Here is a 25,485-nt window from a genome sequence, read left to right as displayed (position 1 = left end):
TGCCGACGAGCTGGTGTCAGCGGGCCTGAGCCTTGGCGAGAGCCTTGCCCAGGTGCTTGTTCACGAGACCGGGCGCGCCCGAGACGATCACCAGGAGAGTGCCTGCGCGGACGGCCGTCTGCTGGACGATCCTGCTCTGCCCGCCGACGGAGTGGGTCATCTGCAGACTCCACTGCTCGTCACCCAGCTTCGGCGTCGGCGCGGGCACCAGCTGGGTGCCCATGTCGATCACGGTGCTGCCCGCGACCAACTGATAGGCGGGGCAGGAGGCCATCGCGTTGACGATCTCACCGATCCCCTTCGACAGCTTCGAGGCGCCGTCGCTGTACAACTCCTCGCTCACAACGGATTTGCTGCTGTCGGCGTAGGCGAAGGTCGCCTTCGCCTTGCGGGGGAAGTCGAGGTTCGAGCCGGGGGCTGCGTCCGCGCCGAGCTTGGCCAGTGCGGGGCAGCCGTTCACAGTGACGTCGTCGTGCTGCGTGGGACGCTGCGGCGTGCGGGTGTAGCCCTGGCCCAGGTCGCTCTCGTCCAGCAGCCGCCGGTTCAGCGTGGCCGACGACAGCAGCGCGGGTGCCGTGCCCTTCTGCGTCTGTCCGGCAGCGGATGCCGGGGCGGGGCCGGAGGTGGTGGAGGTGCCGGAGCAGCCCGTCAGGGACAGGGCGATCAGGGCGCTCAGGCTGAGGACGGTAGTGGTGGAACGGCGCATGCAAAACCCCTCGGTGATGCGGAGCGGACGGTCTGACCGGGCCGGCCCTCCGGTGCCAGCGACTTGGGGGAGTGAAGGGGTTGAGGGGTTTCGTAGGGTCAGTGGCCGAGGTGGCGCAGGCCGTCGTCCAGGGTGGGGTAGACGCGGTCGATCGGGCCGGAGTGGCGGTTGTACCAGGCCGTGTCCAGCCCGGTCTCGTGGATCTCGTGGTCGGCAGGGCAGCGCAGCCAGATCGAGTCGTCGCGCATGTTGAAGACGATCCAGTTGCGGTAGGCGCCGCACTCGGGGCACTCGCGGACCTGGCCGTCGATGACGAGCGGCGGGTCCCAGCGCATCATGAAGCCGGCGACGTCCTGTCGGGACGGTGCCCTGAACTCCGGCGGCAGGAAGTCCGGTACCCCCGTGGCTTCCGGTGCCGGGGCGGCCTCGGCCGCCGCCGGGCAGGGTTCGTCGAACGGCCACTCGGTGTGCATCGCCAGCATCGCCTGGCCGACCCGCCGGGCTTCGCGGAACGCGCGCTCGGCACGATTGCGTCGGAACATGCCGTCTCCTGTCTGTTGTCCTGCCGGGCACGAGGAGAGTGCCCTAGGTCGCTGACCTGCTGCAACTCTTAAGAAGTTGAATCGCGCGGGTCCGGATGCGGTGCATCGCCGGGGCTGTGGTCGTCGTCGTCGTGATTGCAGCGGTCCCGTGCCGACGACGCAGGTGATCACCGTGTGTTGCCTGCTGCGGGTCCTCCGGTGCTCCGGGAGGGGCGCGTGGGCCGCGACGGCGTGCGGCGCCCTTCGGATGCCGTGTGCGCCGTGCCGTTGCCGGTGGGCGTCGAGACATCGGCGGGCAGATCCGCCATGCGCCGCAGCCGCCACACCAGCACGTCGCTGACCGACTCCGCGGTGTCCAGTTCGCGACGCCCGGCGGCCTCGGCCAGGAGCGCTGTCGGGTCATGGCCCGCGCTCTCGGCATCGGCGAGGGTGGCCGCCAGGGCGTACCAGCCCGGCTCGGCCAGGATCTGCTCGGCCAGCTCTGGCACCGCCTGCCGCAGATGTGCGACGTGCCGTTGCCGCAGCGGGTGGGACAGGCGCCGACCGTGCTGGTACAGCACGCCCAACGGCATGGAGGCGGCGGCCTGGTAGGCGGTGCGCAGGTGCTCGGCGGCCTGGCGGGCAGCGGCGGCCTGCTGGGCATGCTCCTTCTTCGCGTGCCAGTGGGCGGCGGCGGTGACCAGGAAGAACACCATGTCGATCAGCATCGCCGTGGTGGCCCCGTCCTCCCCGCGGCCCAGTGCCGGCCCGCTGTAGACGAGGTCGCGGGCGGCCCGGCGCAGGGCCTGGTCGTGGCCGCGCTCGGCCCGGATGTGGGAGCGGGTGGCCCGCTCGAACGCGAAGGCCGCTTCACGTAGTTGGGTGCGGGTGTGAGCGGCGGAGGTCTTGGCGAGCGCGTCGAGGATCTCGCCGGCCGCCGCGATGTGCGCGGCCACCTGGGCGTCGTCGCCGTGGTCGATGACGAGGACCGCCTGCCAGACGGCGGTGGCCGCCCGACGCCGCGCTGCGGAAGGGGCGCTCGTCGGAGCGGTCGTCAGGTGCGAGGGCTCCTCGGGGTTGCGGTCCGTCGCCGTGCCGGTGCCGGACCAGCGTTCGCGGATGCGGGGGAGGGACAGGTCGGGGGCGAGGCGGGAGCCCGGGTAGAACACGGGCTCGCCGTCCTTGTTGCGGTCGTCGGGCAACGCGACCTTGTAGCCCAGCAGGTCGCCGGAGGGCGCGACCCTCTTTTGGACGAGCAGGCCGGCGGCGGCCAGCCGGTCGAAGAACTCCGTCTCACTCTCCGCTCCGGCCACCGCACGCCGTACGGTCTCGCGCAGTTCCTCGCGCGGCGTCCGCTCCCGGCCTTGCCGTTCGGCCTTGTGGCGCTCGGCGCTGGTGGGCCGCTTCGCGGCGGTGCCGTCTCCCTTGTTGAGGCGACGTAGCCCCAACTCGGCTTCCAGCAGTCGCGCTTCGTCCTGGACGCGGTCGGCGTCGCAGTCGAGGTCGGGCTTGTAGCCGTCCTCACGGACGAGGGTCGCGATGATGTGGATGTGGTCGTCGGCGTGGCGCACGGCCGCCCAGCGGCATCCGGCGCCCTCCTCGGGGTCGTCGATGCCGGCGGCGGCGACCATGCGCCGGGCCACGTCCCCCCACTCCTCGTCGGTCAGGATGCGGTCCTCGGCGGCGTTGCGGACGGACAGGTGCCACACATGCTTCTTCGGCCGCTCGGCCGCGTCGATGTTCTCGACGGGCTGGTCGAGCAGCTGCTGGAGCTGCTGGAGCGTGGCCGTCTCGTCACGGCCGGGATCAGGGGCGTTGTTGTCCCAGGAGGCGACCAGATGCGGATCAGTGTGCTCCTCGTGCGTGCCCGGACCGTACAGGTAGTACAGCAGGCCGATGGTGCGCTTCCCGCGCTTGTGGATCCTGGGGATCATGCTGCTTTCCTGGGCTGCTCGTTCAGTAGGGGACGTCAGGGCAGGGGCGTTACGCGCCCTTGCACGGGGAAGCCCCCATGGATGGACTGGTTATCGCCGCTTGTTGCCTTGACGGGTGTTCTGCTCGGTGCCGGAGCGGCAGCTCTGGCCGATCACCGGCGCTGGCGCAGGGAATCGGTGACGCGCCTGCTGGAACTGAGGACGGCTTTGTATGCCGAGTACCTGGTCGCGCTGGAGAACACAGGGCAGGATCTGCTCCGTGTCTTGCGTACACACCCGGCGGCGGACCGCGCGGAGGCGGCCGAAACAGCTTTCGCCGGATCGGGTCTCGGCGCTGTCCGCCAGCGGATCCACGTCCTGGCGCCCCTCGATGTGGTTCACGCTGCCAACGTGGTCTTCCGGGGCCTGCGGCATGCCCGCGACTATGTGGCTTCTGCCGACCGCCAGGACGGGCAGGGGCTGCGCGGCATGAAGGACGAGGTCGGGACACTGCGCGACGGGTTCCAGCAGGCCGTGCGAGATGACGTGCGAGGCTTGCTCGCCGACCGTGCGTCCTGGTCACGGTGAGCCGCGTGGTCACCTCTGCTCCAGCAGCCGTTCCGTGGCGTCCTGCACGCGGGCCACGGCGCGTTGGACGGCTGCGACGACCGCGTCGATTTCGCCTGGCCGGTCACCGGAGTTGATGGCGCGGGCCACCTGGTTGAGGTTGTTGCCGACGTGTCCGAGGTGACGGCGGGCGGCGAACAGTTCGGCGACCAGCTCGCGCTGGCCTGCGATGGCGGCGGCGGTGTTGTCGAGGTCGTGTGCGGCGGCGAGGCCGCTGCGAGCGAGGAAGGCGGGCACACTTGAGCGTGTCGTTGCGGCGGCAGCGGTGAGCAGTGCTTTCTCGGTGTCGTTGAGACGGACGTAGCAGACGTGAACGCGTTTGTCGGTGCCGGACTTCGGCGAGCGCTTGCGCGTGGTCTTCTTCGGGGCGCGGCGCTTTCGGCGCGGCGGTGACTGCTTCTCCGGCTGCGATCCGCCCTCGGTCGCTGCCTTCCGGACCGGCGCCCCCTGGTGCCGGTCCGGTCCCGCCACCCCCGGGGCGGGTTGTGCCGAGGCCGTCTTCCCCGACAGGGAAGACGGTCTTGGCAGATAACTTGCTCGCGCCGAGACCGAGTTGGTGTCCGGCTCACCCGGCGTGGGGGTTGGGCGTGTGGTCGGGTCCGTCATCGGGTGCGGTTCCTCGTGGTGCGTATGCGGTGCTGGATTTCGGCGGCGAGTTCGACCAGGGCGGCCGGGCCGTTGAGGACGTGGACGGGTGATTCGGCGCGGTCCTGGACCAGCCACTGGCCGGTGGGGGTCAGGACGGCCGCGTGCAGAAGGCGGTGGCGAACCAGTACCTCGGCCCAGGCGCCGGCCTCGGCGTGCGTCGGTACGTGGGCTCGCGGGTGTCGGGCAGCGATGGCGTGTCCTCCGTCGTGCGGGGCGGTGGCCCGGCGCAGAGCCGGGCCACCGTGCCGGAAGGGCGGCTTGCGGGCTCGTGACCTGCGGTTATGTGGCGTTCAGCCGCACATCCGGCAGTGTTCGTAGTGCTTGCTGAGGGCTCTGGCCATGCGGCGTTTGACGCCGGGGACGGTCGCCGCACTGACCTTCCCGGAGCGGGTGCCCGCCTGGAGCTGGGCGTGGTTGTGCAGGTACGTGATGTCCCGCTCGTAGGCGGCCTTGATACGGCCGAAGGAATCGCAGGTCTTCATCGGGTCGTACTCCTTGTCGTGGTGGTGCCTGGTTCGTCGCGCAGCTTCTGCAGGACTGACGTCAGGCGTTCGTTCCGGCCGCCTCCGAGTTCCTGGACACGGAGGATTTCCCTCAGCTGGACTCGGGTGAGCGACTCGTTGCCGTCGCGTTCCAGCAGCGCCGGTACATGGGGACGGACCCGCTCGACCATCTCCTCCACGCTCAGTTGCGGCTGCTTCCGGGACCGCTTGGGCTGACCGCCTCGCGGTCGGTTGCGCGGTCCCTTCGGCTTCGGCTTCCTTCGCACGGGGACGGTGTGGGGACGGTCCCCGCCGGGCTCGGTCCCGGTCCCCGGTCCCGCTCGGTCCCCGTCCGGACGGTCCCCGATCGGCGATGCATCCCCATGGGGACCGTCGTTGGGGACGGTGCGGGGACGGTCCCCGTCGGAGCTGGTCCCGGTTTTGGTGTCGGAATGGTCCTCGGCGGTGTCACGGTCCCCGCTGGTATCGGGGACGGGGTGGGGACGGTCCCCGACGGGGTCGGTCCCCGTTCCGCTGCCCTCGCGCTCCTGGTCCCCGCGGTCCCGGTCTCCGAGGGGGACGGGAGTCGGGGACGGGCGAGTGGCCCCCTGACCAGCGGTTTCGCGTGCACGGGCCGTGAGTGTGCCCCCAGCGTCATCGGTCTTGACGGTCCCGGGGACCGTAAGGTCCCGGTCCCCATTCGAGGACTTCTCGGTCCCGCCGACCAGGCTCGTCGAGCCCTCCTCGCCGGGATGGTCCCCGGCGGTATCACGGTCCCCGGTGTTGCCGGGGACGGGGTGGGGACGGTCCCCGCCGGGCTCGGTCCCCGTCTCCGGTCGCGCACGTTCCCCGGCGGGACGGTCCCCGATCGGTGATGTGAACGCGGGGGGACCGTCGTTGGGGACCGTGTGCAGCCAGTGCGTTTCCGCGCGGTCCCCGATCGCCTCGTGGCTTGCCGGGGGCGGTGTGCGAGGGGACGGAGTCCCGCGGTATGCGTCGTGGTCCCACAGCGAGGGCAGGTCGACTCGAGCCAGGGCTATGGCCTGCCGTCGGGCGGCCAGCTGTTCCAGGAGCGCGCGCCGCTGCTCAGGGTCGCTGCCCACACCCGATCGCGCGAGAGCCGACTCCAGGCGGCGCACGATTCGCTGGCCCCGCCGTTGCCCGAGCTTGTCCGGGGACATTCTGGCCACCCGCGAGGCAAGGGCCGCCGCGCGGGTGGTGGCACGGTCACGGGTGATCTGCGCGGCATCCCGGTTACGCGTGGCGAGACCGAGCCGCGAAAGGAGGCGCTCCAGCAGCTCCCGCCCAAGCGTGGCCACGACACCCTGCGAGGTGGCGCCCGGCTTGCGCATGCGTAGCTCGACGCCCATGGCAAGGTGCCAGAGCACCGCTGCCAGGAACGGGCCGGCGAAGGCACGCACGGTGCCGCCCACCGGCCCCGACTCGGCGTACGCCGGGATGACCTGCACCCCGGTGATCAACCAGACCAGACTGCCCGGCACCCCTGGCGCCCCCTGGGTGCTCAGGTTCTGTCGGGCCATCAGCGCGGCGGCGAACAGCGCGATCTCTGCTGCGGCGAACATCACGGCACGCTCGGCGGTCCCGGAGATGTCGAGATAGTCGGCGGCGAAGACCCAGCTGGTGCCGCAGCTGTAGACCGTGCAGATGATGGCGGCGATGGCCGAGACCACCACGGCGACGGTGCCGGAGCCCGCGCTCGCTCGGGACCGGCCACGCCGGTTGAGCCAGCCGATCAGCAGGAGTGCGAGCACGGCGCCGGCCCCGATTACATACACGAGGTCGATCTGAACGGTGCCGAGGGATATCAGGTAAGTCATGCGGCCCTTCGGAGAGCGGCGATCAGAGCGTCGGTCTGCACCTGGCGGGGCACCTGCACGGGAGAGGCGGCCTCCTCCTCGACGTGCTCGTCGGACCTGTCGGCCTCGTCGGCTCCCCAGTAGCGGTCGCGGTCGGCGACGGCGTGGGCGGCGTTGCGCATCAGGTCACGGGCCCAGTCGAGGTTGTCGAGACGCAGCACGTACTGGAGGCGCTCGGGGCTCCAGCCACGGACGTAGGCGTGGCGGGTGACGGCGTCGCGCTCGGCGCCGCTGAGGTGGATGTCGCGGCCTTCGAATGCGGCCTTGACCCGGGTGTAGTCCAGGCGCTTGTTGACCCGGGCGTGCCAGGGGCGGCGTTCGGTCTCGGTGATGCCGCCCCACATGCCCTGGCGGATCTCGTTGTCGAGGGCGTAGTCGAAGCACGCCTTCTTGACCGGGCACTGGCTGCAGATCTGCTTTGCCTCGCTGATGGCCGCTCGGTCGCTGGCTGCGTGGAAGAACAGCCGGTCGACCTCCTTGGGCGGCATGCCGCGGCACAGGCTGCGGGCCTGCCAGCTGTGGTCGGCGATGCCGCGCAGCGTGGGGGTGGGTGTGTTGTTGGTGGTGATGGTGCGCAAAGGGACTCTCCGGAGTACGCCTCGGCCTGGTCGGCTGCACGGCACCGGTGGCGGAGCGGGAGGTGCGGTGACTCGGCTGCAGGGCGGGCGAGGGTGCGGCGGCGGAAGGCCGCAGCACAGTCGGTCGGATGCGAGAGGGGTCGGCTCAGCAACCCGGGACCGGCGTGGCGACCGGGCTGCCGGCCAGGCGTGCGAAGGGCGTTCGCAGCGCCTGCGGCTGCGCCAGTGGATGGCGGGCGATCACGCGGCTGCCCGCTGTCGGGCCTGAGCGGCGCGGTCGATGCGGCTGGGGTGGGGCGTGGCACGCGGCATGTTGCCGCGGGCGTCACCGTCGAGGCCGACGCGCCGCCTGCGGCAGGGCTCGTCCTTGGCTGCGCGGCACCAGTCGCACGGCACGCTCAGCACGTCCGGTCCTCCGGCGGCGATGGCAGCGTCCCGGGCCGCGCGGGCGGGCCGGTAGCGCGCCAGCTCCTCGCGCACGGCCTCGGGGATGTACCGGCCGACGGCGGCGAGGCGGCCTTCCAGGGCGGGGCGATACCGGCCGGCGGTGATTCCGCGGTGGGCGGAAGGAGCAGCCTGCCCGGTGGCGACCGCAGCCCGCGTGGCCATCAGCTCGGCACGCCAGGCTTCGGGATCATCGGGGTCGGCAGCCGGAGTTGGGTCGGTGTGCCGGCTGATGCGATCGCGGCGGTAGGCCGTCCAAGCACGGGCGACGTCCCCGGGCAGGATCGGGTAGGGCGAGGCGGCGATGTGGCTGCGTACGGCCTCGCGTATGTCCCAGCCGAGGTCGGTGGCGAAGGGCACATCTTCGAGCAGCTCGTGCCACTGGGCAATCTGGTCACGGGCTTCGCCCGTGTCCGTTCGGATGGTGCGCGGGTCGAGGCGGCCGACGTAGGCGAGCACGGCGGCAACTTGGCGGCGGTCCATGGTAGTTACTCCGTTCCTGTCGGCTCGTTCAGGGCGGCGAGCAGGGCGGCGGTGTGGGCGTCCGCGCGGGTCATCCCGGTTCCGGCACCGGGAGTGCCTCCGGGCAGGGCGTACAGGGCCGGGCGCCCTGGTGCGGGGCTGTGCTCGCGGGCGATCCAGGCCCGCCAGTCGGCAGCCCATGCGGCGGCAGAGCGGGGACTCCAGGCCGCTCGGTGGGAGCGCCACTTCGCGTCGGCCGCGTGCAGACCGTGTTCGCCGAGGCGGTCGAGGTGCCCGTGCTGCTGGGCCCAGGCGCGGCTCGCGTCGTCGATCTCCCAGTCCGTGGCGGAGGTGAGCGTGGCAGCAGCACTGCTGTTACTACCGTTCACCTTCGGTTCACTACGGTTCTGGGGGTCGGATTCTGACCCGTCGGGGGGTTCAGATCTGACCCGTCGGGGGGTCGGATTCTGACGTGAGGGGTCAGGTTCTGACCCGGTCGGATTCTGACGAGGGGGGTCGGATTCTGACCCTTCCTTGGGCCAGATGCTGTACTTGCGCAGCCGCTTGCCCTCCAGTTCGGGAACCGGATCGGAGTTGGTCGGGGGCTCGACGTACGCGTCGGGGTCGCACTGCCTGGCCTTCGTGGCCTTGGCGATCCATGCGGCGGCGCGCGGAAGCCGGTAGACCGCGCTGCGCTGCGGGCCGTCGTAGTCCTCGAGCAGCTCCAGTTCGCCGCTGGTGGCGAGGGCGGCAAGGGCGCTGCGCACGGCGTTCCGGCTGGCGTTCGTGCGCTTCATGAGGGAGGCGAGGGAGGCCCAGGCCACGCACTGCTCGTCCGGTACGCGGTCGGCGATCGACAGCAGAACCAGGCGTGCGGTTCCCCGGCTGGCGCTGCGCTCCCACACCCACTCGCGGGCATCCTTGCTCATCGGCCCACCGCCGGGCGGAAGCAGGAGCCGAGGACCACGGCGTCAGGCGCGGCAGCGACTCGGCGGCGGTACGCCAGAGGGGTGTGGGACGGGGGCGCGGGGAAGGCTGCCGCGCTGGCCAGACGCTCTGGCCTTTTGCGCAGGGCAGTCGGCATGTAAGACTCTCCTCCGTAGTGAAACCCGCGCCGGTGCGCCCTGTGGAAAGGGCCGGTGCGGTGATGGTGGGTAAATCTCTCGCCCTTGCAGGGGCAGGAGTGCCATTTAGCGTTCGGCGTCCGGGAGTTGCAGCTCCTTGGGCGCCGACGCTGTTTCTACGGGCTCATCTCGCCCGCCTGGATTGTGCGTTCCGCATATCGCTCCGTCTGTCTTCTATCGCCAGGCGGGGGTGCCCGGCGAGGGACGACGAACATATGCGGAGCCTGCCGCAAGATCCAGACCTTGCTGAAGGACCCTCTACAAGTCGCAGTGAAGGGCGTCGGCAGCTGCGCCTGCGGGTGAAGGCGGCGGGCCGTGACACGGGCAGCAAGCGGATCGCCCCGAGCTTCTCGAAGATGATCTCCACTGTGATCCCCTTATGTCGTACGCCACGACGGTTCTGTTGAACCGGCTGGTCAGAGCGATTTAAGTCAAGCCTCGCTGAGGGCGCAACAGTGATCGTTTGTCCGTTATAAGCGCATAGATCACTACGGCCGAGTCGGGCTCGACGTGCGTCTCTGCCTCTTCAAGTCACCTGTCGCGTAAGGGGAATGGTGATTACTGGCAGAGCTGATGACGCATTAGTTTATCTGGTCTAGACCGGCCGGATGGCGGCGAGACGAAAAGCGGCAACGTTTTGCCGATTCCCCTGCCGATCGCGCTTATGGATCAAGATTGATGTCCGATTCGGGCGTGAACGCTCCGCGTTGTCGGGTGCACCTTGTTCTATGTTGAACCATATGTAGTTTGTTTGAAGTTGAACCAGCTACGGGATGCTTTCGGCCGGGCTGACCCCCCTCGAAGAAGATCATTTAAACGTTGCGTATGGTTTCTCCGGGGAGACCACGGGGGGATCCAGTGCATTCGGCGGGCCCCTTTTTTGCGTGCCCGGAAGTGCGAGTCTCCCCAGAGGCACGTAAAGGCAGGTTTCTCGTGGTCACAAACGGACATGACCCCAGCGGCAACGGCGCTGCGGATGAGGAGATCCCGGGGCAAGGCGGCAGTGGGCAGCAGTTGGCCGGCCAGTACATGGGGTTCGCAGCTCTGCTGCGCAGGTGGCGCAAAGCTGCAGGCGTGACCCAGGCAAGAGCGGCCCGAGCCCTGGGCATGGGCGAACGCACGTACCGCAAGATTGAGGGGGGTGCGACGCCACCCCGCCTGTCTCGTGCGCAATGTGAGTCCCTGGCCACGCTCCTTCGACTGGACCGTGACGAGCGTCACGCGCTCGTGCTGTACAACATCGGCTCAAACCTCGCCCCGCCGAGCGGCGCCGGGCAGCCGGAGCTGCAGCAGGCGCTGCGTCTGCTCATCGACCGGCAGATGCCCAGCCCCGCCTACCTGTGCGACCGGCACTGGAACATCTTGGCTTTCAACACCGCCATGGCCGAGTGGTGGCCCTGGGTAATGCAGCCGGGCGCGAACCTCATCCGCTGGGCATTGACAGCACCCGAGGCGCGCACCCAATACCAGGACTGGGACCAGCACGCCTCGGCCTACGTGAAGATCTTGAAGTTCGCCCAGGCCACCCGGCCGAACGACGCCGAGCTACGCCGGCTCATCGAGGACGTCAAGCAGGACCCGGACGTGCGGCGCATCTGGGAGACAGAGCACGACATGGGCGAGACGCGCGACGGCCACGTCTTCCGGATGAACGTTCCGACGCTGGGCTGGGAGACCATCGAAGTGGTTAGTCACGTCCTCTACCCGGCCTCGATGCCCGACTGCCGCTTCGTCGTGATCACGTGGGTCGAGGGCAACGAGGACGACGAGCGCGACGCTCTTGGAGGCATCCGTAACGCCTGGGCGGCGACGAGCGTGGACCAGGAGGGCGTAGCGATGGCGCAGCGGCACGCACACAACCGTGCAGCCGAGGACTCCGCCACCCGCTGGCGTCGGCAAGCGGCGACGCTCGCATCCCGCACGGTCGTTGCCACCGCAGAAGAAGCAGCAGCGCAGGCTGGGACGAACGGCGTACCGATGCCGTCGATCAGCAGAATCCTGGGCCCCGATGCCCAGCTGACGCTCTCGCTCGACAAGCGCACCGTGGTGTGGGCAGTGGAAGAGACAGCCGGATGCTGGGCCGTCACCCACGTCTCCCCGGCGACAGTGATCGCCCGTGTGCCCAGGGACACCCTGGAGGGCGCCTGCCTCGCCGAGATGCGCCAGCTGGTCCGCGCCGCCTTGCCGGCGGACCCCTCGGCGGCAACGGCGCGCATTGGTCAGCTACTCGACGAACGCAACATCGAGCAGCGTGTGCTCCACGACGTCCTGCACGCGATCCAGCAAAGTGATACCGGGGCGCCGGAGAGGCGGGCGGCGATCCAAGAGTCCTAGACCACAGACCCGCCGAGAGTCGACCCGTACGCCGGTGGGCCCACTGCACCTAGCCCTTAGCCTAGAAAGACCCTCTCGTGAAGAAGTACACCTATCCCCTCCCGCTGCGCTGGGCCGACGCGGACGCGTACGGGCACGTCAACAACGCGAAGTTCCTCCAGTACATGGAGGAGGCACGCACACGGATGTTCCAGGAGATGCTGCCCGAGGACGAGGCCGGCCGCCGCCAGCACGCATTCGTCGTCGGCCGGTCCATCGTCGACTACCGCGCCCCGCTGCCGTACCGCGAGGCGCCCGTGGACGTGAACGTCTGGGTCGTCGCATGCCGGGGGGCCAGGCTCGAACTCGGCTACGAGATCCGTGACGACGGCCAGCTGTACGCCGAGGCTACGACCACGATGGCTGCGTACAACCTGGACACCGGTAGGCCGCGCCGCATTTCGGAAGCCGAGCTGGACTTTCTCGCCCGTTACACCGAGAACTGACAGGCGTTGTTGCGGTGCAGGCGCACCCAATGGCCTTGCCCCATGACGTGATCATGGGACCCGCGCATCGCTCACCAGCAGAGGTTAGAACACCCCTCCACCCACGATCGACGTAGACCTCAAACGCAGTCTCAGTCGACCCACGCGCGCGAGGTCGGCATGACCACTTCGGCCAGCGGCCCGGACAGCGCCTCGGTGTCCGGGCCGCTTCGCATGATCGGTGACGGTAAGCGCTGGCAGAGCCGGGAGCGGCACGCGCCGACCAGCTGTGCGCTTTGACCAGGCTCCCGCGAGTGAGAGTTCTCAACGGTAGGCACTGACGGCGGTCAGGTACAGGCCGCCCGCCGCGCCCGCGGTGCTCCCGCCGATCAGGAGGGCGGCGCCGGGACGGGCGCCATCGCGCCACGCGACGAACGCGGCTGCGCACCCGAGGTGGAGGGCGGCAGACAGGGCCAGGAGCAGGGCCAGGAGCTGCTGTTGGGTCATCGGAACGATCCGTTTCTCGGGCGGTGGCCCCGCCGGGTGGCGGGCCTGGCGGAGACCCTGTCCGTCCGACGGTGTGTCCGGCGAGGTTCTGCGACGGATCGATCACGAGGCGCCCGGGGCGCCGCTCCGGGTTGTTACGCTCCCGGATGTCCGATGGCGGCCGATCGGACACCCGATCCGCCCAGCCGGGCCGTAGGCGGTCGGTGAGGAGCAGGTGCATGGGTGACGTATTAGCGGATCTCCGGCGGGTGGGGGAGTTCAAGCGCCGGGCGCTGCGCGACTGTCCCTCGAACCGGGAGCTGGCGCGGCTGGCGGAGGTCGCCCCCGGCACGCCGGGCACCTGGCTCGGCGGTGCCAACCTGCCGCAGGACCTCGGGAAGCTGATCGTCGTCCTCGGCGCGATCCGTGCCGAAGCCGCCCGCACGGGCGTCCTGGACAGCCCCGTCGACGACTCCGGGAAGACCGCCGCCGAGCTGCTGGATCCCGGGCGCTGGCGCGCGGCCTTCGCCGAGGAGCGCGAGCGCCGGGCTGAGGACACCCGGTCGGCGGTCGAGCGCCAGCAGGCGCGGGCGGCCTTGGCGGAGGACGAGCGGCGTGCCCGGCAGGCCGCGCTCGCGGACCGACCGCGACCGGCCGGGTCGTGGAGCGCCCAGCGGCTCGGTGTGCACCCCGCCATCCCCGGGCGCCCTGTCGGCGGCGGCTTCCGCGAAGGAGCCGGCGGCGGACCGGCCTTCGTTTTGCCCCGCTACGTGCTCCGCCCGCACGATGAGCGGCTGCGCGGCCTGCTGTCGGAGGCGGTGGCGACGGGGGCGCGGCCGAGTCTGATCGTGGTGGAGGGGGGCTCCTGCACAGGGAAGACAAGAACAGCCTTCGAGGGGCTGCGGTCGGCGGTGCCGCCGGAAGTGCCGTTGCTCTTTCCTGCGGACTCGGCCGGTCTGCTGGACGTCCTGGCGGCGGAGGCCCTCGAGCCGGGGAGCGTGCTGTGGCTCAACGAGGCCCAGGACTACCTCAGCGGCCCAACAGGTGAGGCGGTCGCCGCGGCGCTGCTGCGGCGGCTCGACGGCGTGGGGCCGTTCGTGGTGGTCGCCACGCTGTGGCCGGAGCATCTCGAGACGCTGCGGGACGCTGGGCACGGACGCAATAATGGCGGCGGGTTCTGCTACGGCAGTCCCGATCAGCACCGGCTAGCCCGGGCGCTCCTCGCCCAGGCCGCATACGTCCACGTGCCCCGGACCTTTGCCGAGGCCCTGGAGTCCGCCAGAGAACTCGCCCGCCAGGACGGTTCGTTGGCCGTTGCCCTGGACTCCGGCCTCGCCGATCTGACCCAGGTCCTGGCCGCTGGTCCGGATCTCGTCGACTTCTACGAGCACCCCGTCGGCGAGGCGGGGATCCATTGCAGGGCCGTTCTCGGCGCCGCGATGGACGCCCACCGCCTCGGCGTCACCGGACCATTGCCGCTTGCCTTCCTGGAGGCCGCAGTCCCGGGCTACCTGGACGACGACGAAAGGGCCGTCGCCCCCGGGTGGTTCATCCGCGCGCTCGCCCGCGGCCGTACCGTCGTCAAGCAGACCACCAGCCCGCTACAAGACGTCGCCTCCCCGGGCCGGATGGGTGTTGTGTCGGGTGTGGTGCGCCTCGCCGACTACCTGCAGCAGCACGGTGACCGGACCCGCCGTACCGTCTGCCCGCCGGCTTCCTTCTGGGACGCCGCGGCCGAGCACCTCGCGGATGCCACGGATCTCTACCGCCTCGCCTACGCCGCCGGGCAGCGGGCGAGGCTGCGCCACGCCGCCGTCCTGTACGCAGCCAGTGCGGACGCCGGGGACCCGTCCGCCCTGTTCGCGCTCGCAATACGGATGGACCAGGCCGAAGACCACGAGACGGCGCACCGGCTCATCGAGGCCGCCGCGGCCGCGGGCGACGGGCAGGCGGCGGGTGAACTGGCGTGGCGGCGAATGGAGGCGGGGGAGGCTGCGGAAGCGGACCGACTCCTCGGGGAGGTCACTGATACCGCGCGCCCGGACGCCCTGGCGAGGGTGGCACTCAGGCACGAACTGGCCGGGGACCGAGTCCAGGCCAGGCAGATGTACCTGGCCGCAGCTGAGCTGGGAAACGAGTCCGCGCGAATGCACCTCGACTGGGAGGCGCGATGGGAAACGGATCGGAATGCGGAGCGACGGGAGGCGTTGAAGCCCTCACCCTCCGGGGCCGCGGACAAGCCCCTGTTCGTCCTGGAGGACGTCGACGCCTATGTGCTGCGCCACAACAGGCCGGACGTCGCTCCGCTGACCCGCTGGTTCCTGGAGTACGGCAAACTGCACGAGCTGTTCGCGGATGAGCACGAACGTAAAGGCAACCGCGAGGAAGCCGAACGCCTGTACCAGGCGGCCGCCGGGTTGGGGAACTCCAATGCGTTGCGGAAACTGGCGGAGCGGGAGGCGGAGTCGGGACACCGTGAGAAGGCGGAGCGGCTGCACCTCGCGGCTATCAACACCGGAGACGACAGCTGGCGGTTCGCCCTCGGCGACCTGGCCTCTTCCCGCGGAGAGCCGGTGGACACCTACGAACGCCACGGCATCGAGGCCGACGGAACGCTGTCCGAGTCGTGGCCTTGGCCCGTCCCGAGAGCGGTCGCTCCCACGACCTCGATCGAACCCGAGGGGTGGGGCCAGCCCGGGTGACAGCACGGACGCGGGTGCACCCGGGCGGTGGCGTCACCCCTGGCGGAAGTCGCGCCGGATGCCTCGCCCAGTACCCCGGGCGCGTCGGGGGTGGACAGCCACCCCTCGGGGCAAGCCGCGACGGCCTCGACGAAAAGGCGGCGGCAGGTAGTCGTGGGAGGCCACGTAGTGGGGATGGTCCCGGTGGCTGACTCATGCCCGGCGATACCCGTCTGCTTTCCGCACCCGCGGGGACCACCTGATGCGCACTCTCCGGCAGGGCCTTCGCGAGATCCAGTACCGCAGCCACCTGGTCGATGGGTGTCTCGCTGAAACCGGCCTCCCTCGACGACATTACGCCAGCAAGGTCAGTGAACCGATTTCATCCTGAATACGTGCAGCTCATCAGGGTGTGGACGGCTTGAACTGCTGTGCCGATGCTGCGGGTGGAACAGCGTGCTCGGCGTAGCAACCGCCAGGTCTTGAGCTGGGCGAAGGCGCGTTCGCCGGGGGCGCGGAGACGGGCGTGGTCGCGGTTGAACTGCTGGTAGTGGGCGGGTTGTTCGCGGTGGTGGTAGTAGGGGGTGCGGACGGTGGCGCCGGCGCCTTGGTAGGCGCGGTCCGCCAGCACGAGAATCTGTCTCGTGAGGCCGGCTTGGACGATGCCGTGCGCACGGGCTGCGGTCAGGTCGTGTGTGCGGCCCGGCATTGCGCGGGAGAACCACAGCGGTGTGCCGTCCGGACGTGCGATGACCTGGATGTTCATGCCGTGCTGCTTGTGTTTCTGGGAGTAGTACGGCTCGTCCGCGGCGATGCGGTCGATGGGGATGAGCGTGCCGTCGACGATGACGAAGTCCCCTTCGCCCAGGCCGACGAGGGCCTCGTGCAGGCCGGGCGCCCAGGAAGCCAGCACCTCAAGAGTTTCGTGCACGTACCGCCACGCGGTCGCGGTAGAGACACCGAACCCCGCCGCGAGCTGGGGCAGCGTCTCGTTCTTGCGCAGGTGCACCAGCGCCAGCAGGGCCTGCTTGAAGCAACCCAACTTGCGCCATCGCGAGCGACGTTCACACCTTCGGGCATAGATGAGCCAAGACACATGCTCAACCAGCTCATACGGGACATCGACCGTGGCACGATACGGGACCAAGCGAGGCTCCTCGGACGACGCGTGGTGCGTAGAGAACACCACCGCAACGACCAGGAGCCTCGTCTCGTCACCCCACCCCGCCGACCTGCACATTCACCCCTGCAGGACAGGATGAAAACGGTTCAGTAACGGCTGACCGTGATTGGGCGGCTGTCTCCCAGGCCACATCAGGCGATACCGCGGCTGCTGCGCGGCAGGACAAGTCGGCGGAGGCTCAAGGATCCGGGCGGCAAGCTGGCACGCCCAGCCACCGGGTCAACTGCAGCCACTCCGTGTGGTAAGGCGGATCGTCTTTGCACGCGATGGTTGAGAGCTGATAGTTCAGATCCCAGCGTGCGGCGTACGACAGCGTCCAGCCCAGCGGCGCCTGCACGCCAGGGTGCACACTTGGCTGTACTACAAAGAACCGCGGGCGCCCTTCGGCCTTGGGACAGCCGACAGGGGTCTCCATGGCGGCGCGAGCCCGTTGAAGCGCAACCGGCGCCAACTGGTCGTGGACCGCCCCTGCCGTGGTGAGCGGCGCCATGACTTCCGACGGGCGTCGACCGAGCGTCGTCGGCGTCGTCCCCTGATAGCCATTCGCCACGTGCACGTAAACCGGGACGACACATGTGTCGGGGTGTGCGGTGTTGTAGGCGCGGACGGCCGGTTCCAGGGCCTTCGTATAGAGGTCGACGAGAGACTGCGCGCCGTTGTTCTCGGAGTAGCCGCCGTCCACGATGTGTACCGGGGTCGTGGCGTCACACCCGGGCACGGCGCCTGAGGGTGACACATAGATGAACCGGGCCGACAACAGCGCCGCGGTCTTGCGGCTAATAGCCCGTCCACACACAAGCGCCTTCACATCGAGGGCCCCTGCGCTCATGGGGACTGAGCCCTGTGTACACATGGATGGACTGTTGGTACCGAGAGTCAAAGCGCTGACTGTCACCCGGCATCCGTTGGTCGTCGTTCCATTGAGAATCAGCTTAGGTCCGCGCCCACCCGTGTCCGGCTTCCAGTCGAACGGCTCATTGAGACGGGGATTCGATCGCGCCCAGCTGTCTTCCAGGACCTGCGCCCGGTCATACCCGCCATCCCACACGAATGCCTCGGGCAAGTCCCGAACGAGCATGGCGGCGACCGTCGGTGCCAGGTAATCTCCGCCGAACTGCTGCCATGGCCAATCCCTGACATAGGCGTCCTCAAAGCGGGTGCTGTATCCGACGAGCCCCAGCGCCCCGCCCGACGTCCCGCTGGCTGCGAACAGCTTCTGAGCTGGCCCGCAGACGCCGCCCGTGCGCGCTGGCGGGGCAAGTCGGTCGAGGACGGCGGCGGTCCAGTAGGCGGCTCGGATTCCGCCACCGGAGGCGCTGACCAACACCAGTGGCCGAGGCACACCGTGAGTGGCACACCGATCAGCCCACGTGGTGAACTCCTTGCGCACGTCAGCCCCGACCAACTCCTCGCGCACACCCCCGGCCAGTGCCCGATCCGGCGGCCCAATGGTGCGGATCACGTATGAACCCCGCGTGTCCAGGAGTGCGCCGAGCAACAACCACGTGGCGAGCAAGGTAAGCAGCGGAACGCGCCGGAAGCCCAGCACTACCAAGCCTCGCGGTGGTTCCAGATGGTTCACCAACCACTGCACGACGGTGATTGCGACGACCCACGCTGCGAGGGACACCGCTACGACGCCCAGTCCGCCCAACCACCGCGGCATGTACTCGGAGTCGAACCACAGCCCCACGGCGGCGAGTACCGCGACAAACTTGGCGACGAAACCGACCTTACCTGGCCTGTTCGAAGGCGTTTTCGCCGGTGGCCGTCCGTCGGCTGCCCGACGGGCACGATGGCCGGTGACAACCAAGGCAGCGATCGCCACCAGCCAACTTGCCAAGAGCACCACTCGGTGCCCCCAGGGAGCCCGTCCGAAGACCGCCGGGTCCGTCTCCGCTCCTCCGATGGCGAGTGCGGTAACGATGATGGGCGCCACGAAGAGGTAGTGCTGCAACACACGCAACCGCAATGGTTCAGCATTCGAGCGCAACCAGTGGTCCTCGTAACCCTTTTCGAAATGGACTCGTGCCACTTCTTCGGCTGTGGTGGGGTCAGCCTGTCGCTTCACGGTGTCGAGCCAGGGCATACCTGACAGAGCGCCGATGAACCAGATGCCCAGCAATAAAATGGCCGGCGCCCTCAGCCGGATCACATGCGGCACCCACGATAGGCTCAGGAGCAGACCACCGCAGACAAGCAAACTCCAAGGCTGTGTTCGGCGGTTGCGGCGTCGGGGGGCCGTGGAGGCATCGGAATAGCTCAGCACGAGCGAAAGAACGAACACCGCCAACAACGCAAGAAGCAAAACGGGCCATTCCTCGGCCGAGCGGCGCAACATGTCGTAAGGCTGCTCGGTGATGGGCGCGAGCATGAGCAAAGCGAAGACGGCAACCGTGACCAGTTGCACACGTAGCCGTCCGGCCAACGACATGGCCTTACGCAGAGAACTTCGGCGCTCGACAACCCGGCCGATCACGTTCACCACGACCAGCAGCGCCAGCACGATGACGAGCAGCCATTTCACCCAGAAGAAAGTGTGGATCAGCCATGCACTGGGCACGTCCGGGAGTTCTGAGAGGTCCTCAGCGACCCAGATGCCCAAGAGCACGGGGGGAAGAAAGTTCTTCCAAAACGACCCCACGTCCAACGCGGGATCTCTCGACTGAGGTCCTCGTGTCAGCAGCCACCACATCAACGCCGTGCATGAGAATGCCAACAGGACGCCGCCGGACGCGTACCACCAACGCCAGAAGGTAACCGAGGATTGCAGCCTTGGCACGGCATACCAGGTGGACAGAATACGGTTCACATTCGCTGCCGGGCCGAAGAAAGGTCCGGCCAGATTACTGACCGTGTACGCGGGAGCATTCCGTACCTGCACATTGGCCATGCCGTTGTCGATGCGAGTGAGTACCAGCAGCGACCAGACCGTCGAAAACGCCACACATACAGGGAAGCGCCTGCTTCCCACGACTGAACGAATCCACGAGCCCATGTCCCTTGGATAGCGCACACGAACGTCTCTCCAGAATGGCTGGCGAACTCGCGGCCGTATGTCGGCGTAGATGTCACCCTGCTGGCGGGACAAGCCATCGGCATCCAGGACAAGACCATGAGGTCCTGGTCGGACAGCTACTACCTGCGGCCCGTAGGAGGGATGACGCAGCCCCTGCCCGAGCGCTTGGATCACTGTCGCCCAGAGCGGGGCTGGACGTACCTGAGCACGTTCTCCGGCCAACGGTGCACCGCGATATTGTCGTTGACGAGGCCGCGCCCGCCGGCGAGGATTTGGATCCGCAGCGCGCTCTCCGGCGACCGCCAGCGTCGCGGCCCCAGGTAGGTACCCGCTTACACGCCGGTGGACGGCCGCCTCACGGATCGCTACCAGGGATTCCGTCCACCATCGCGTAGGCGGCTACGACCAGACTGCCCGGCTGACTGTCCAGCGGCTGGCCAAGGAGGGCGTCGCTATGGAGATTCCACACGCGCAGCGGAAGCCCCAACGAATCGCGCGCTGAGTGAGCTTGGCTTCTATCGGTGGTGGCAACACCCCCAGCTGAAGCTGACCGGCCCATTTCATCACCGCAGCACCAGGATGCAAGAGGTTCAGTGCCAGGTTCAACACTTGCCCTCAGCAAACAGGTTGCACAGAACCCAGGCGAACGCAGGTAGCAAATTGCGATCACACTAGGACACGACTAGCGATCACACTAGGACACGACTAGGCTGAAATAAGCAGTGCCTGATGAGGTGAGACACACTTCGAAGACCAGCCCCGTCGGGGCAGTCCCTGAACATGCGTCCGCAGCGCGCATGCGGGAGGGCAACGCACTCGGATCAGCGTGAAACGGGTTGAGACGTCGAGGCAGTTGGCGGAAATGCGATGCCTCAAAACTGGTATTATATCCGCGATAAGATCACCATCGATTCTTCTCTCGCGGCGACCATTGACGAAGAACAGGGTGCCGGTCACCTGTCTCCTGGCGATTCGATCGTTTTGATAGCGCGACTGTGTACGCAAGACCCCACATTCACCTGGAAGCCTGTCGGCTTCAACGTTGTCGTAGTGGCAAACACCTACACCTGCGCTAACAGCTCAGCCGGCATTGACCTCAGCGGAAGCCCTGGAATCCCTGGAGTTCCAGATCCAGGCAAAGATGGGTCAGCGGGTTACACCTCTGCGTCTCATACAGACGAGGGAGGTACCGGCGAAAAAGGTGGCGACAGTCCGGCACCAGGCAGTGCTGCAAACGACATAACGATTATTGCCTACACCCTCGATCCGTTGCTCCTCCGCGCGGCAGGAGGCCCAGGAGGATCTGGCGGTAAGGGAGGTGCCGGTGGCAAAGGCGCCCCCGGGCGGAAGCTCGGGCCGCCCCACGACCCTATTCTCATTGACCCGGCGTCCCCGGGGAACGGAGGAGATGGCGGCGCCGGAAGCGCAGGGGGAGCGGGCGGCAACATCACCGTCCACTACATCGAAGCAGGCCCGAAGGGGACTCCGACCGTCTCAAACGCCGATGTGGCCGGAGGCGCGAGCGGGCCTGGGGGCCTTGGGGGCCCTCCGGGGGCCCCCGTCACCGGGGCGCCCCAGGCCACAGCAGGGAGGGCAGGTCCTGCAGGCGCAGCAGGACGGGACGGACGCGCGATCATAACTAGTGAGCCCCCAGAGCAGTTCTGGCCGCTGGCTCAGGCGACCGGTGGCGCGGATGCCTGGGCGGAATACCGCTTGAAAATGGGAAGGTACTTCTATCGGGCTTTCAATGCGTCCGACAGTGTGCGCTCCTCTTATCTCTACCAGGCTTACGCAGAGTTCCAGTCGGTAATTAACCTGTCTACGGCTGGGAACGCTTCACCCGTCAGTGCCCAAGCCGCCCAGTGGAGTGACTGGCTCGCTCAAAACATGAACTCACTGGGGCTCTCGTACGATGTCTGGCTTAAACCGGACTTCAACACGTTCCAAAGCGCGTACATTGGGTACACGCCGATGCTGACACCCCTGGTGCAAGCAGTTAACGACCTGATACTGCAAGCTGTGGCGGCGAGTGCCGTAAGCGACCAATTGGACATCCTGAATGCTGAAGCTGCCAACGAGAAGAAATCCCTTGGCGACGACCTCAAGACTGCAAACGTCGAACTGACGGATAGTCAGCAGACGCTTGCACATCTCAATGACCAGATGCAGGACCTTACGGCTGAAATTAACGCCAAGAAAGCCGAGCTTCAGCAGGCCCAGTACGAATTCGAAGCCGAGCTGCCTTTGGTGGCGGCGTGGGACACGGTGCAGGCCGTCATAACAATGGCTGCGGCCGTGGCGAAATTCCTGACTCCTGCAGCGGCTGCTGCCGCAGGAGGGGCATCGGCGGCCGCAGCAGCAGCCGCTGCAGGAGGTGCCGCTGGTGCCGCAGCGGCCGCAGGAGGGGCAGGCATTGATACAGGTGTGGCCGGGATTATCGTGCCTTCTTGGTATACCACGCAGGGCGACTCTGCCGTCGCGCAGACTTTGGCGAGGCAAGGCGATGTGAGCAATCTAGCCTCATTGGCCAAAGAGGCAGGTGGCTTGCTCGACCTCGTACAGGAAGCACAGAAGGCGATAGGGCTATTTCAAAACTTGCAGGAGAATAACGATGCGACAATCAAAGGCGATGAGGCAGCTATCAGGCAACTGACGGCGCAGGCGCTTGAGCTGAAATTTCAGCTATTGCATCAGCAGAATCAGCTCACCTCTGCGGCGCTGCGAGTGGAAGCAGCCCAGGCGCGCATCACTGCATGCCAGAATGACATAGACGCCATACAAGCCGCAAAGAAGATCAATGTCGGTAAAATGGACGCGATTGCAGCGGTCGTCGACACTCTTCTCGAACTGATTTCCCGTCTAAGCGAGTTTGTCCTCCGGTACGTCTTCCTGGCGGCTCGCGCGCTGGACATATTCTCGTTCGCCGACGGAGTTGCGGTCGCTCCTGCAGGTGCTGCCCCTCAGCCTTTCCCTCGAACGAGAACCTTGCCTCTCGATTTTGGCATGGTGTACCCCGATCTTGTAGCCGACGCCCTGCTCGAAATGCGGCGTGGCGGCAACGACCAGGCCGCGAAGACCGCAAACTCGCAGGCAGCTCTCAATCTCATAAATGCCCTAGCGGTCAGTTGGGCTCAGGCTCCGGGGTGGTCGGTCTTCACGCAACAGGGAATCGACATGGCGAACAACCTGTCGCAAGGCTTCGTGTGGGTTCCCATAAACACTCCGAAATTCGTACCCAACTCGCAAAATAATCCGACCTGCACATTCAAGATTGACTTCAAGGACCTGCCTGCCGATACCCGCGAACTAAAAATCGAGCAGATTTACATCAACCTGGTAGGAGCCACCACCGGCGTGCCATCCCTAACAGGTGACCTCGAACACAGCGGATATGCACAGGCCATGCGTCTAAGTGATGGTGCCACCCTGATGCTGGAAGCGCCTGCTGACACGAGCGAGGTGGTCATCACATGCTCCTCGAGCGCGGCAGTCCCCACGCCGTCTGCCACCACTCTCGCCGAACTGCCGGCCTACTACGGCAGGAGCCCCGTCACCACATGGACCCTAACCATCACTGACCCCAGCCCCGTTGACCTTTCTCAACTGTCTCAAATCCAGGTGGGCATTCGCTATTTGACGTACCTGACTCCACCCCCTACTCCCATGAGGCGTGTCGCAGAACTGGTGAGGGCAGGGCTGCGGCGGCACCCAGCCAGGGCGGGGCATGCAGTCAGGGCGGGGGCGCGTAGGCGGGCGAGGGTTTGACGACGGACCTCTACGCGTTCAGATCAGTAGCGGCACCCCTCGCTTCCGCTGCCGATCGGCTGGAGCGAAGGATTCACGACTTTCCCGCGTGAAATGCCCCGGTAGTGCCAAGCAGCGATCGCCTTGGTCTGTCCTTTTCGTGCACAGATGGGACAGCATCATGGGCGGCCTGAAGCACCTGAAAAGAGTGCCTTGAAGGGAAGGCAGCCCGCTCCACGAGGCCGTCGCAGATCAGGACGCCATCGTCACCCCGGGCGCGGCCACACAGCTGACCATCACCGACCCGTTCAAGGCAGCCAAGGTCCTCCTGTAGGCCAAGGACGACAAGACCGGCAAGCTCCTGCCGGTGCGACCGTGAACATCGGCTCTGGCACCTCGAGGCTGCTCACCCTGACCACCGGTGCCAACGGCACGGCCTCCGGAGAACTGCCCGTGCCGAGCCGGAAGACGGAGTACTGGGTCGAGGAGATCAAGGCCCCCGCCGGGTGCGACCTTTACAAGCCGTCCAAGTCGTTCACCGCAGGCCCCGGCGCTCCGGTGACCGTGACCGTCACCAACGCCAAGACTGCCACCGATCCGAAGCCCGACCCCGCGGACAAGCCGACGCACAAGCCAGCGGCGCCCCGTCCACACCCGCGGATAAGCCGGGCAGCGGGGCCGGAGGGGTCAAGCCTTACCCGCAGGGCACCGGCACACCGGATGCAGACCCCTTCGTTCACCGCCGCGGACCTGGACAGCGACTCCGCGCCCAAGGCGCCGGCCGGCGCCCTCGCCCACACCGGCGCTATCACCCTGGTCGCGGTCCGCCGTCGTTCGTCTACCGAGTTCGAACCCGACGACAGCGGCAAGACCAGCTAAACCGCACCGACACCAGCAGCGTAGCGAGCGGACACGCATCCGACGATCAGCAGTGAACGACTGCGCCTGTCAGCCACTGTTGGCGATGGCAGCGGTTCGGAGCATCTCGAACAGGGTGGGGATCTCGTCCTTCGTGGCTTTCGCTGACATGGCCAGGTAGCCGATGACGTTCAGGCTCAGCTCTCTGACCGCTGGGCCTTCGGCGCTCTTGGCCCACCGTCGGTAGGCGTCGATCAGAACCGCCGTGACGGCCATGGTCGGGTCGTCATCCACCTTCTTCAAGGCTGCCGCTCGCTGTTCGTCATCCTCCATGTCTTCGCGGATTCCGAGGCGGATGAGCATCCAGATCTGCCCGAAGCGATCGGCAAGGTCGATGACCACTTCGAGGATGCCCCGTTCGGATGCGTCACGGCTCGACAGTACTTCGACGGCTTCGGTGTCTTCATCCCAGACCGCCTGGAGATAAGCGACGGCGGTCAGAATCTCCTCCTGCGTCATGTCAGCCGCCGTCATACTGCGGGCCCTTCACTGTGGGCCACCGCATAGACAGCCCCCAATGCCCATCGAGTGCATACGTCGATCGCTGGGAGCGGGGACATGCGTCCGATTCCGCGCGCCAGCCCTCCGCCGTTGGCGGCCGGCGAGTCGACAGGCCATGGCCTGGTCAGCCACGCCCACTCCGCTCCCGCTTCCTCGGGCACGCCGGTGGCGCCCAGCCCGAGCCTCCGCCCCAGCTCGTACACGGCCCGCGGCCCTCGCTCCAGACATGCCACCAACGCGCACGCGGACACTTGATCCACCGCGAGGCTTTCCTGCTCAGCGATGGCGGCAAGGACGACGGTGAGCACGCCGCGTACCGCCCGCTCGTCCCACGTGGCCGCCCGATGGCCCGCCTGCTCGGTGAGCGAGGCCGCTCGCGTCAGTGCCGCGCACCACCGTGTCGCATCCATCTGCTCCTCGCTCCTGTCCCGCCTCAGGCTCCTGTTGCAACCATACGGTGGCTCAACTGAGTTGTGCGCTGGACTGATGCCGTGCACCATGCCGATGCGACCGCTGACGGCGCAGTGAAGCCGATGGTGCGGGAACGCGTTGCTGCCATCCCCCGAGGGGGTGGCTGATCGCCAACGGCCTGATCTTCCGGATCGAGGGCCGGGGGTGTCCGTGCTCTGACATGCTTTGTCTCATGAAGCCCTTGGAATTCAGTGCGACCACTCTGCGGGTGACAGCCACGGACGAGGAACGATTCCTCACTCCTATCGGGGAGTTCGTGTTCACCAGTCCGGAGATCCGTCTCGCGACCAATCACGACACGG

Annotated in this window: 19 protein-coding genes; 6 read left to right on the top strand and 13 right to left on the bottom strand. The window is 67.6% G+C overall.

The features are described from left to right. Positions 1 to 16: 16 nt before the first annotated feature. The 3 genes from AB0L75_RS27990 to AB0L75_RS27980 form a co-directional block, all read right to left on the bottom strand. Positions 17 to 706, bottom strand: a complete 690-nt coding sequence (locus tag AB0L75_RS27990; RefSeq protein WP_365186045.1) for a hypothetical protein — start codon at positions 704 to 706, stop codon at positions 17 to 19. Positions 707 to 804: 98 nt separating this feature from the next. Then, positions 805 to 1,248, bottom strand: a complete 444-nt coding sequence (locus tag AB0L75_RS27985) for a hypothetical protein (RefSeq protein WP_365186043.1) — start codon at positions 1,246 to 1,248, stop codon at positions 805 to 807. A 167-nt stretch (positions 1,249 to 1,415) separates the two neighbouring features. After that, positions 1,416 to 3,161 (bottom strand): mobilization protein, encoded by a 1,746-nt coding sequence (locus AB0L75_RS27980; protein WP_365186041.1) that lies wholly within the window; start codon positions 3,159 to 3,161, stop codon positions 1,416 to 1,418. 81 nt (positions 3,162 to 3,242) lie between these two features. On the opposite strand from AB0L75_RS27980, the gene AB0L75_RS27975 reads away from it, so the two are divergent. Next, positions 3,243 to 3,728 carry a hypothetical protein gene (locus AB0L75_RS27975; RefSeq protein ID WP_365186039.1) on the top strand — a complete coding sequence of 162 codons (486 nt, stop codon included), beginning with the start codon at positions 3,243 to 3,245 and terminating at the stop codon, positions 3,726 to 3,728. A 9-nt stretch (positions 3,729 to 3,737) separates the two neighbouring features. Here the strand turns inward: AB0L75_RS27975 and mobC are convergent, their stop codons facing one another. The 6 genes from mobC to AB0L75_RS27945 all read right to left on the bottom strand — a co-directional run bounded on the left by mobC (position 3,738) and on the right by AB0L75_RS27945 (position 9,187). Continuing rightward, a complete protein-coding gene (mobC, locus tag AB0L75_RS27970) occupies positions 3,738 to 4,238 on the bottom strand; it encodes a plasmid mobilization relaxosome protein MobC (RefSeq protein WP_365186036.1) in 501 nt (166 codons plus the stop codon). Between the two features lie 467 nt (positions 4,239 to 4,705). After that, positions 4,706 to 4,897 (bottom strand): hypothetical protein, encoded by a 192-nt coding sequence (locus tag AB0L75_RS27965; RefSeq protein WP_365186034.1) that lies wholly within the window; start codon positions 4,895 to 4,897, stop codon positions 4,706 to 4,708. After that, positions 4,894 to 6,735: a hypothetical protein gene (locus AB0L75_RS27960; RefSeq protein ID WP_365186032.1), complete on the bottom strand. Its 1,842-nt coding sequence runs from the start codon at positions 6,733 to 6,735 to the stop codon at positions 4,894 to 4,896. The genes AB0L75_RS27965 and AB0L75_RS27960 overlap by 4 nt, the downstream gene beginning before the upstream one ends. Then, on the bottom strand, positions 6,732 to 7,352 hold the full coding sequence (locus AB0L75_RS27955) for a WhiB family transcriptional regulator (protein ID WP_365186029.1): 621 nt from the start codon (positions 7,350 to 7,352) through the stop codon (positions 6,732 to 6,734). Before AB0L75_RS27955 ends, AB0L75_RS27960 begins: the two co-directional genes overlap by 4 nt. 240 nt (positions 7,353 to 7,592) lie before the next feature. After that, entirely contained in the window at positions 7,593 to 8,279 is a 687-nt protein-coding gene (locus AB0L75_RS27950; protein WP_365186026.1) for a hypothetical protein, read from the bottom strand. A 5-nt stretch (positions 8,280 to 8,284) separates the two neighbouring features. Next, entirely contained in the window at positions 8,285 to 9,187 is a 903-nt protein-coding gene (locus AB0L75_RS27945) for a helix-turn-helix domain-containing protein (protein ID WP_365186023.1), read from the bottom strand. 1,224 nt (positions 9,188 to 10,411) lie between these two features. On the opposite strand from AB0L75_RS27945, the gene AB0L75_RS27940 reads away from it, so the two are divergent. Both AB0L75_RS27940 and AB0L75_RS27935 read left to right on the top strand, forming a co-directional pair. Next, positions 10,412 to 11,716, top strand: coding sequence for a helix-turn-helix transcriptional regulator (locus AB0L75_RS27940; protein WP_365186296.1), 1,305 nt, complete (start codon positions 10,412 to 10,414; stop codon positions 11,714 to 11,716). A 77-nt stretch (positions 11,717 to 11,793) separates the two neighbouring features. Then, positions 11,794 to 12,201: a thioesterase family protein gene (locus tag AB0L75_RS27935; RefSeq protein ID WP_365186020.1), complete on the top strand. Its 408-nt coding sequence runs from the start codon at positions 11,794 to 11,796 to the stop codon at positions 12,199 to 12,201. Positions 12,202 to 12,504: 303 nt separating this feature from the next. On the opposite strand, the gene AB0L75_RS27930 is transcribed toward AB0L75_RS27935, so the two are convergent. Continuing rightward, complete coding sequence (locus AB0L75_RS27930; RefSeq protein WP_365186018.1) at positions 12,505 to 12,687, bottom strand: hypothetical protein; 183 nt, start codon at positions 12,685 to 12,687, stop codon at positions 12,505 to 12,507. A gap of 218 nt (positions 12,688 to 12,905) precedes the next feature. Between AB0L75_RS27930 and AB0L75_RS27925 the strand changes: the two genes are divergently transcribed. After that, a complete protein-coding gene (locus AB0L75_RS27925) occupies positions 12,906 to 15,368 on the top strand; it encodes a sel1 repeat family protein (RefSeq protein ID WP_365186015.1) in 2,463 nt (820 codons plus the stop codon). Between the two features lie 361 nt (positions 15,369 to 15,729). Here the strand turns inward: AB0L75_RS27925 and AB0L75_RS27920 are convergent, their stop codons facing one another. Further along, on the bottom strand, positions 15,730 to 16,494 hold the full coding sequence (locus AB0L75_RS27920) for a transposase family protein (protein ID WP_365186012.1): 765 nt from the start codon (positions 16,492 to 16,494) through the stop codon (positions 15,730 to 15,732). Positions 16,495 to 16,708: 214 nt separating this feature from the next. Continuing rightward, positions 16,709 to 19,477 carry a hypothetical protein gene (locus AB0L75_RS27915; protein ID WP_365186010.1) on the bottom strand — a complete coding sequence of 923 codons (2,769 nt, stop codon included), beginning with the start codon at positions 19,475 to 19,477 and terminating at the stop codon, positions 16,709 to 16,711. Between the two features lie 1,791 nt (positions 19,478 to 21,268). On the opposite strand from AB0L75_RS27915, the gene AB0L75_RS27910 reads away from it, so the two are divergent. Both AB0L75_RS27910 and AB0L75_RS27905 read left to right on the top strand, forming a co-directional pair. After that, complete coding sequence (locus AB0L75_RS27910; protein WP_365186007.1) at positions 21,269 to 23,314, top strand: OmpH family outer membrane protein; 2,046 nt, start codon at positions 21,269 to 21,271, stop codon at positions 23,312 to 23,314. Positions 23,315 to 23,668: 354 nt separating this feature from the next. Next, positions 23,669 to 24,172, top strand: coding sequence for a prealbumin-like fold domain-containing protein (locus AB0L75_RS27905; protein ID WP_365186005.1), 504 nt, complete (start codon positions 23,669 to 23,671; stop codon positions 24,170 to 24,172). A 69-nt stretch (positions 24,173 to 24,241) separates the two neighbouring features. Here AB0L75_RS27905 and AB0L75_RS27900 read toward each other — a convergent pair whose 3' ends face one another. After that, positions 24,242 to 24,670 (bottom strand): hypothetical protein, encoded by a 429-nt coding sequence (locus AB0L75_RS27900; protein WP_365186002.1) that lies wholly within the window; start codon positions 24,668 to 24,670, stop codon positions 24,242 to 24,244. Positions 24,671 to 25,485 lie beyond the last annotated feature (815 nt).

The organism is Streptomyces sp. NPDC052101, from assembly GCF_040680235.1.
Lineage (GTDB): Bacteria > Actinomycetota > Actinomycetes > Streptomycetales > Streptomycetaceae > Streptomyces.
Note: the sequence above shows the minus strand (reverse complement) of the source record. Positions and strands in the feature narration are given on the sequence as shown.

Bases quoted from the DNA above. Each gene is read 5' to 3' on its own strand.
- AB0L75_RS27990 (WP_365186045.1), bottom strand. From the start codon at position 706: ATGCGCCGTTCCACCACTACCGTCCTCAGCCTGAGCGCCCTGATCGCC.
- AB0L75_RS27975 (WP_365186039.1), top strand. From the start codon at position 3,243: ATGGACTGGTTATCGCCGCTTGTTGCCTTGACGGGTGTTCTGCTCGGT.
- AB0L75_RS27945 (WP_365186023.1), bottom strand. From the start codon at position 9,187: ATGAGCAAGGATGCCCGCGAGTGGGTGTGGGAGCGCAGCGCCAGCCGG.
- AB0L75_RS27980 (WP_365186041.1), bottom strand. From the start codon at position 3,161: ATGATCCCCAGGATCCACAAGCGCGGGAAGCGCACCATCGGCCTGCTG.
- AB0L75_RS27965 (WP_365186034.1), bottom strand. From the start codon at position 4,897: ATGAAGACCTGCGATTCCTTCGGCCGTATCAAGGCCGCCTACGAGCGG.
- AB0L75_RS27910 (WP_365186007.1), top strand. From the start codon at position 21,269: ATGGGAAGGTACTTCTATCGGGCTTTCAATGCGTCCGACAGTGTGCGC.
- AB0L75_RS27925 (WP_365186015.1), top strand. From the start codon at position 12,906: ATGGGTGACGTATTAGCGGATCTCCGGCGGGTGGGGGAGTTCAAGCGC.
- AB0L75_RS27960 (WP_365186032.1), bottom strand. From the start codon at position 6,735: ATGACTTACCTGATATCCCTCGGCACCGTTCAGATCGACCTCGTGTAT.
- AB0L75_RS27985 (WP_365186043.1), bottom strand. From the start codon at position 1,248: ATGTTCCGACGCAATCGTGCCGAGCGCGCGTTCCGCGAAGCCCGGCGG.
- AB0L75_RS27900 (WP_365186002.1), bottom strand. From the start codon at position 24,670: ATGACGCAGGAGGAGATTCTGACCGCCGTCGCTTATCTCCAGGCGGTC.
- AB0L75_RS27950 (WP_365186026.1), bottom strand. From the start codon at position 8,279: ATGGACCGCCGCCAAGTTGCCGCCGTGCTCGCCTACGTCGGCCGCCTC.
- AB0L75_RS27930 (WP_365186018.1), bottom strand. From the start codon at position 12,687: ATGACCCAACAGCAGCTCCTGGCCCTGCTCCTGGCCCTGTCTGCCGCC.
- AB0L75_RS27940 (WP_365186296.1), top strand. From the start codon at position 10,412: ATGGGGTTCGCAGCTCTGCTGCGCAGGTGGCGCAAAGCTGCAGGCGTG.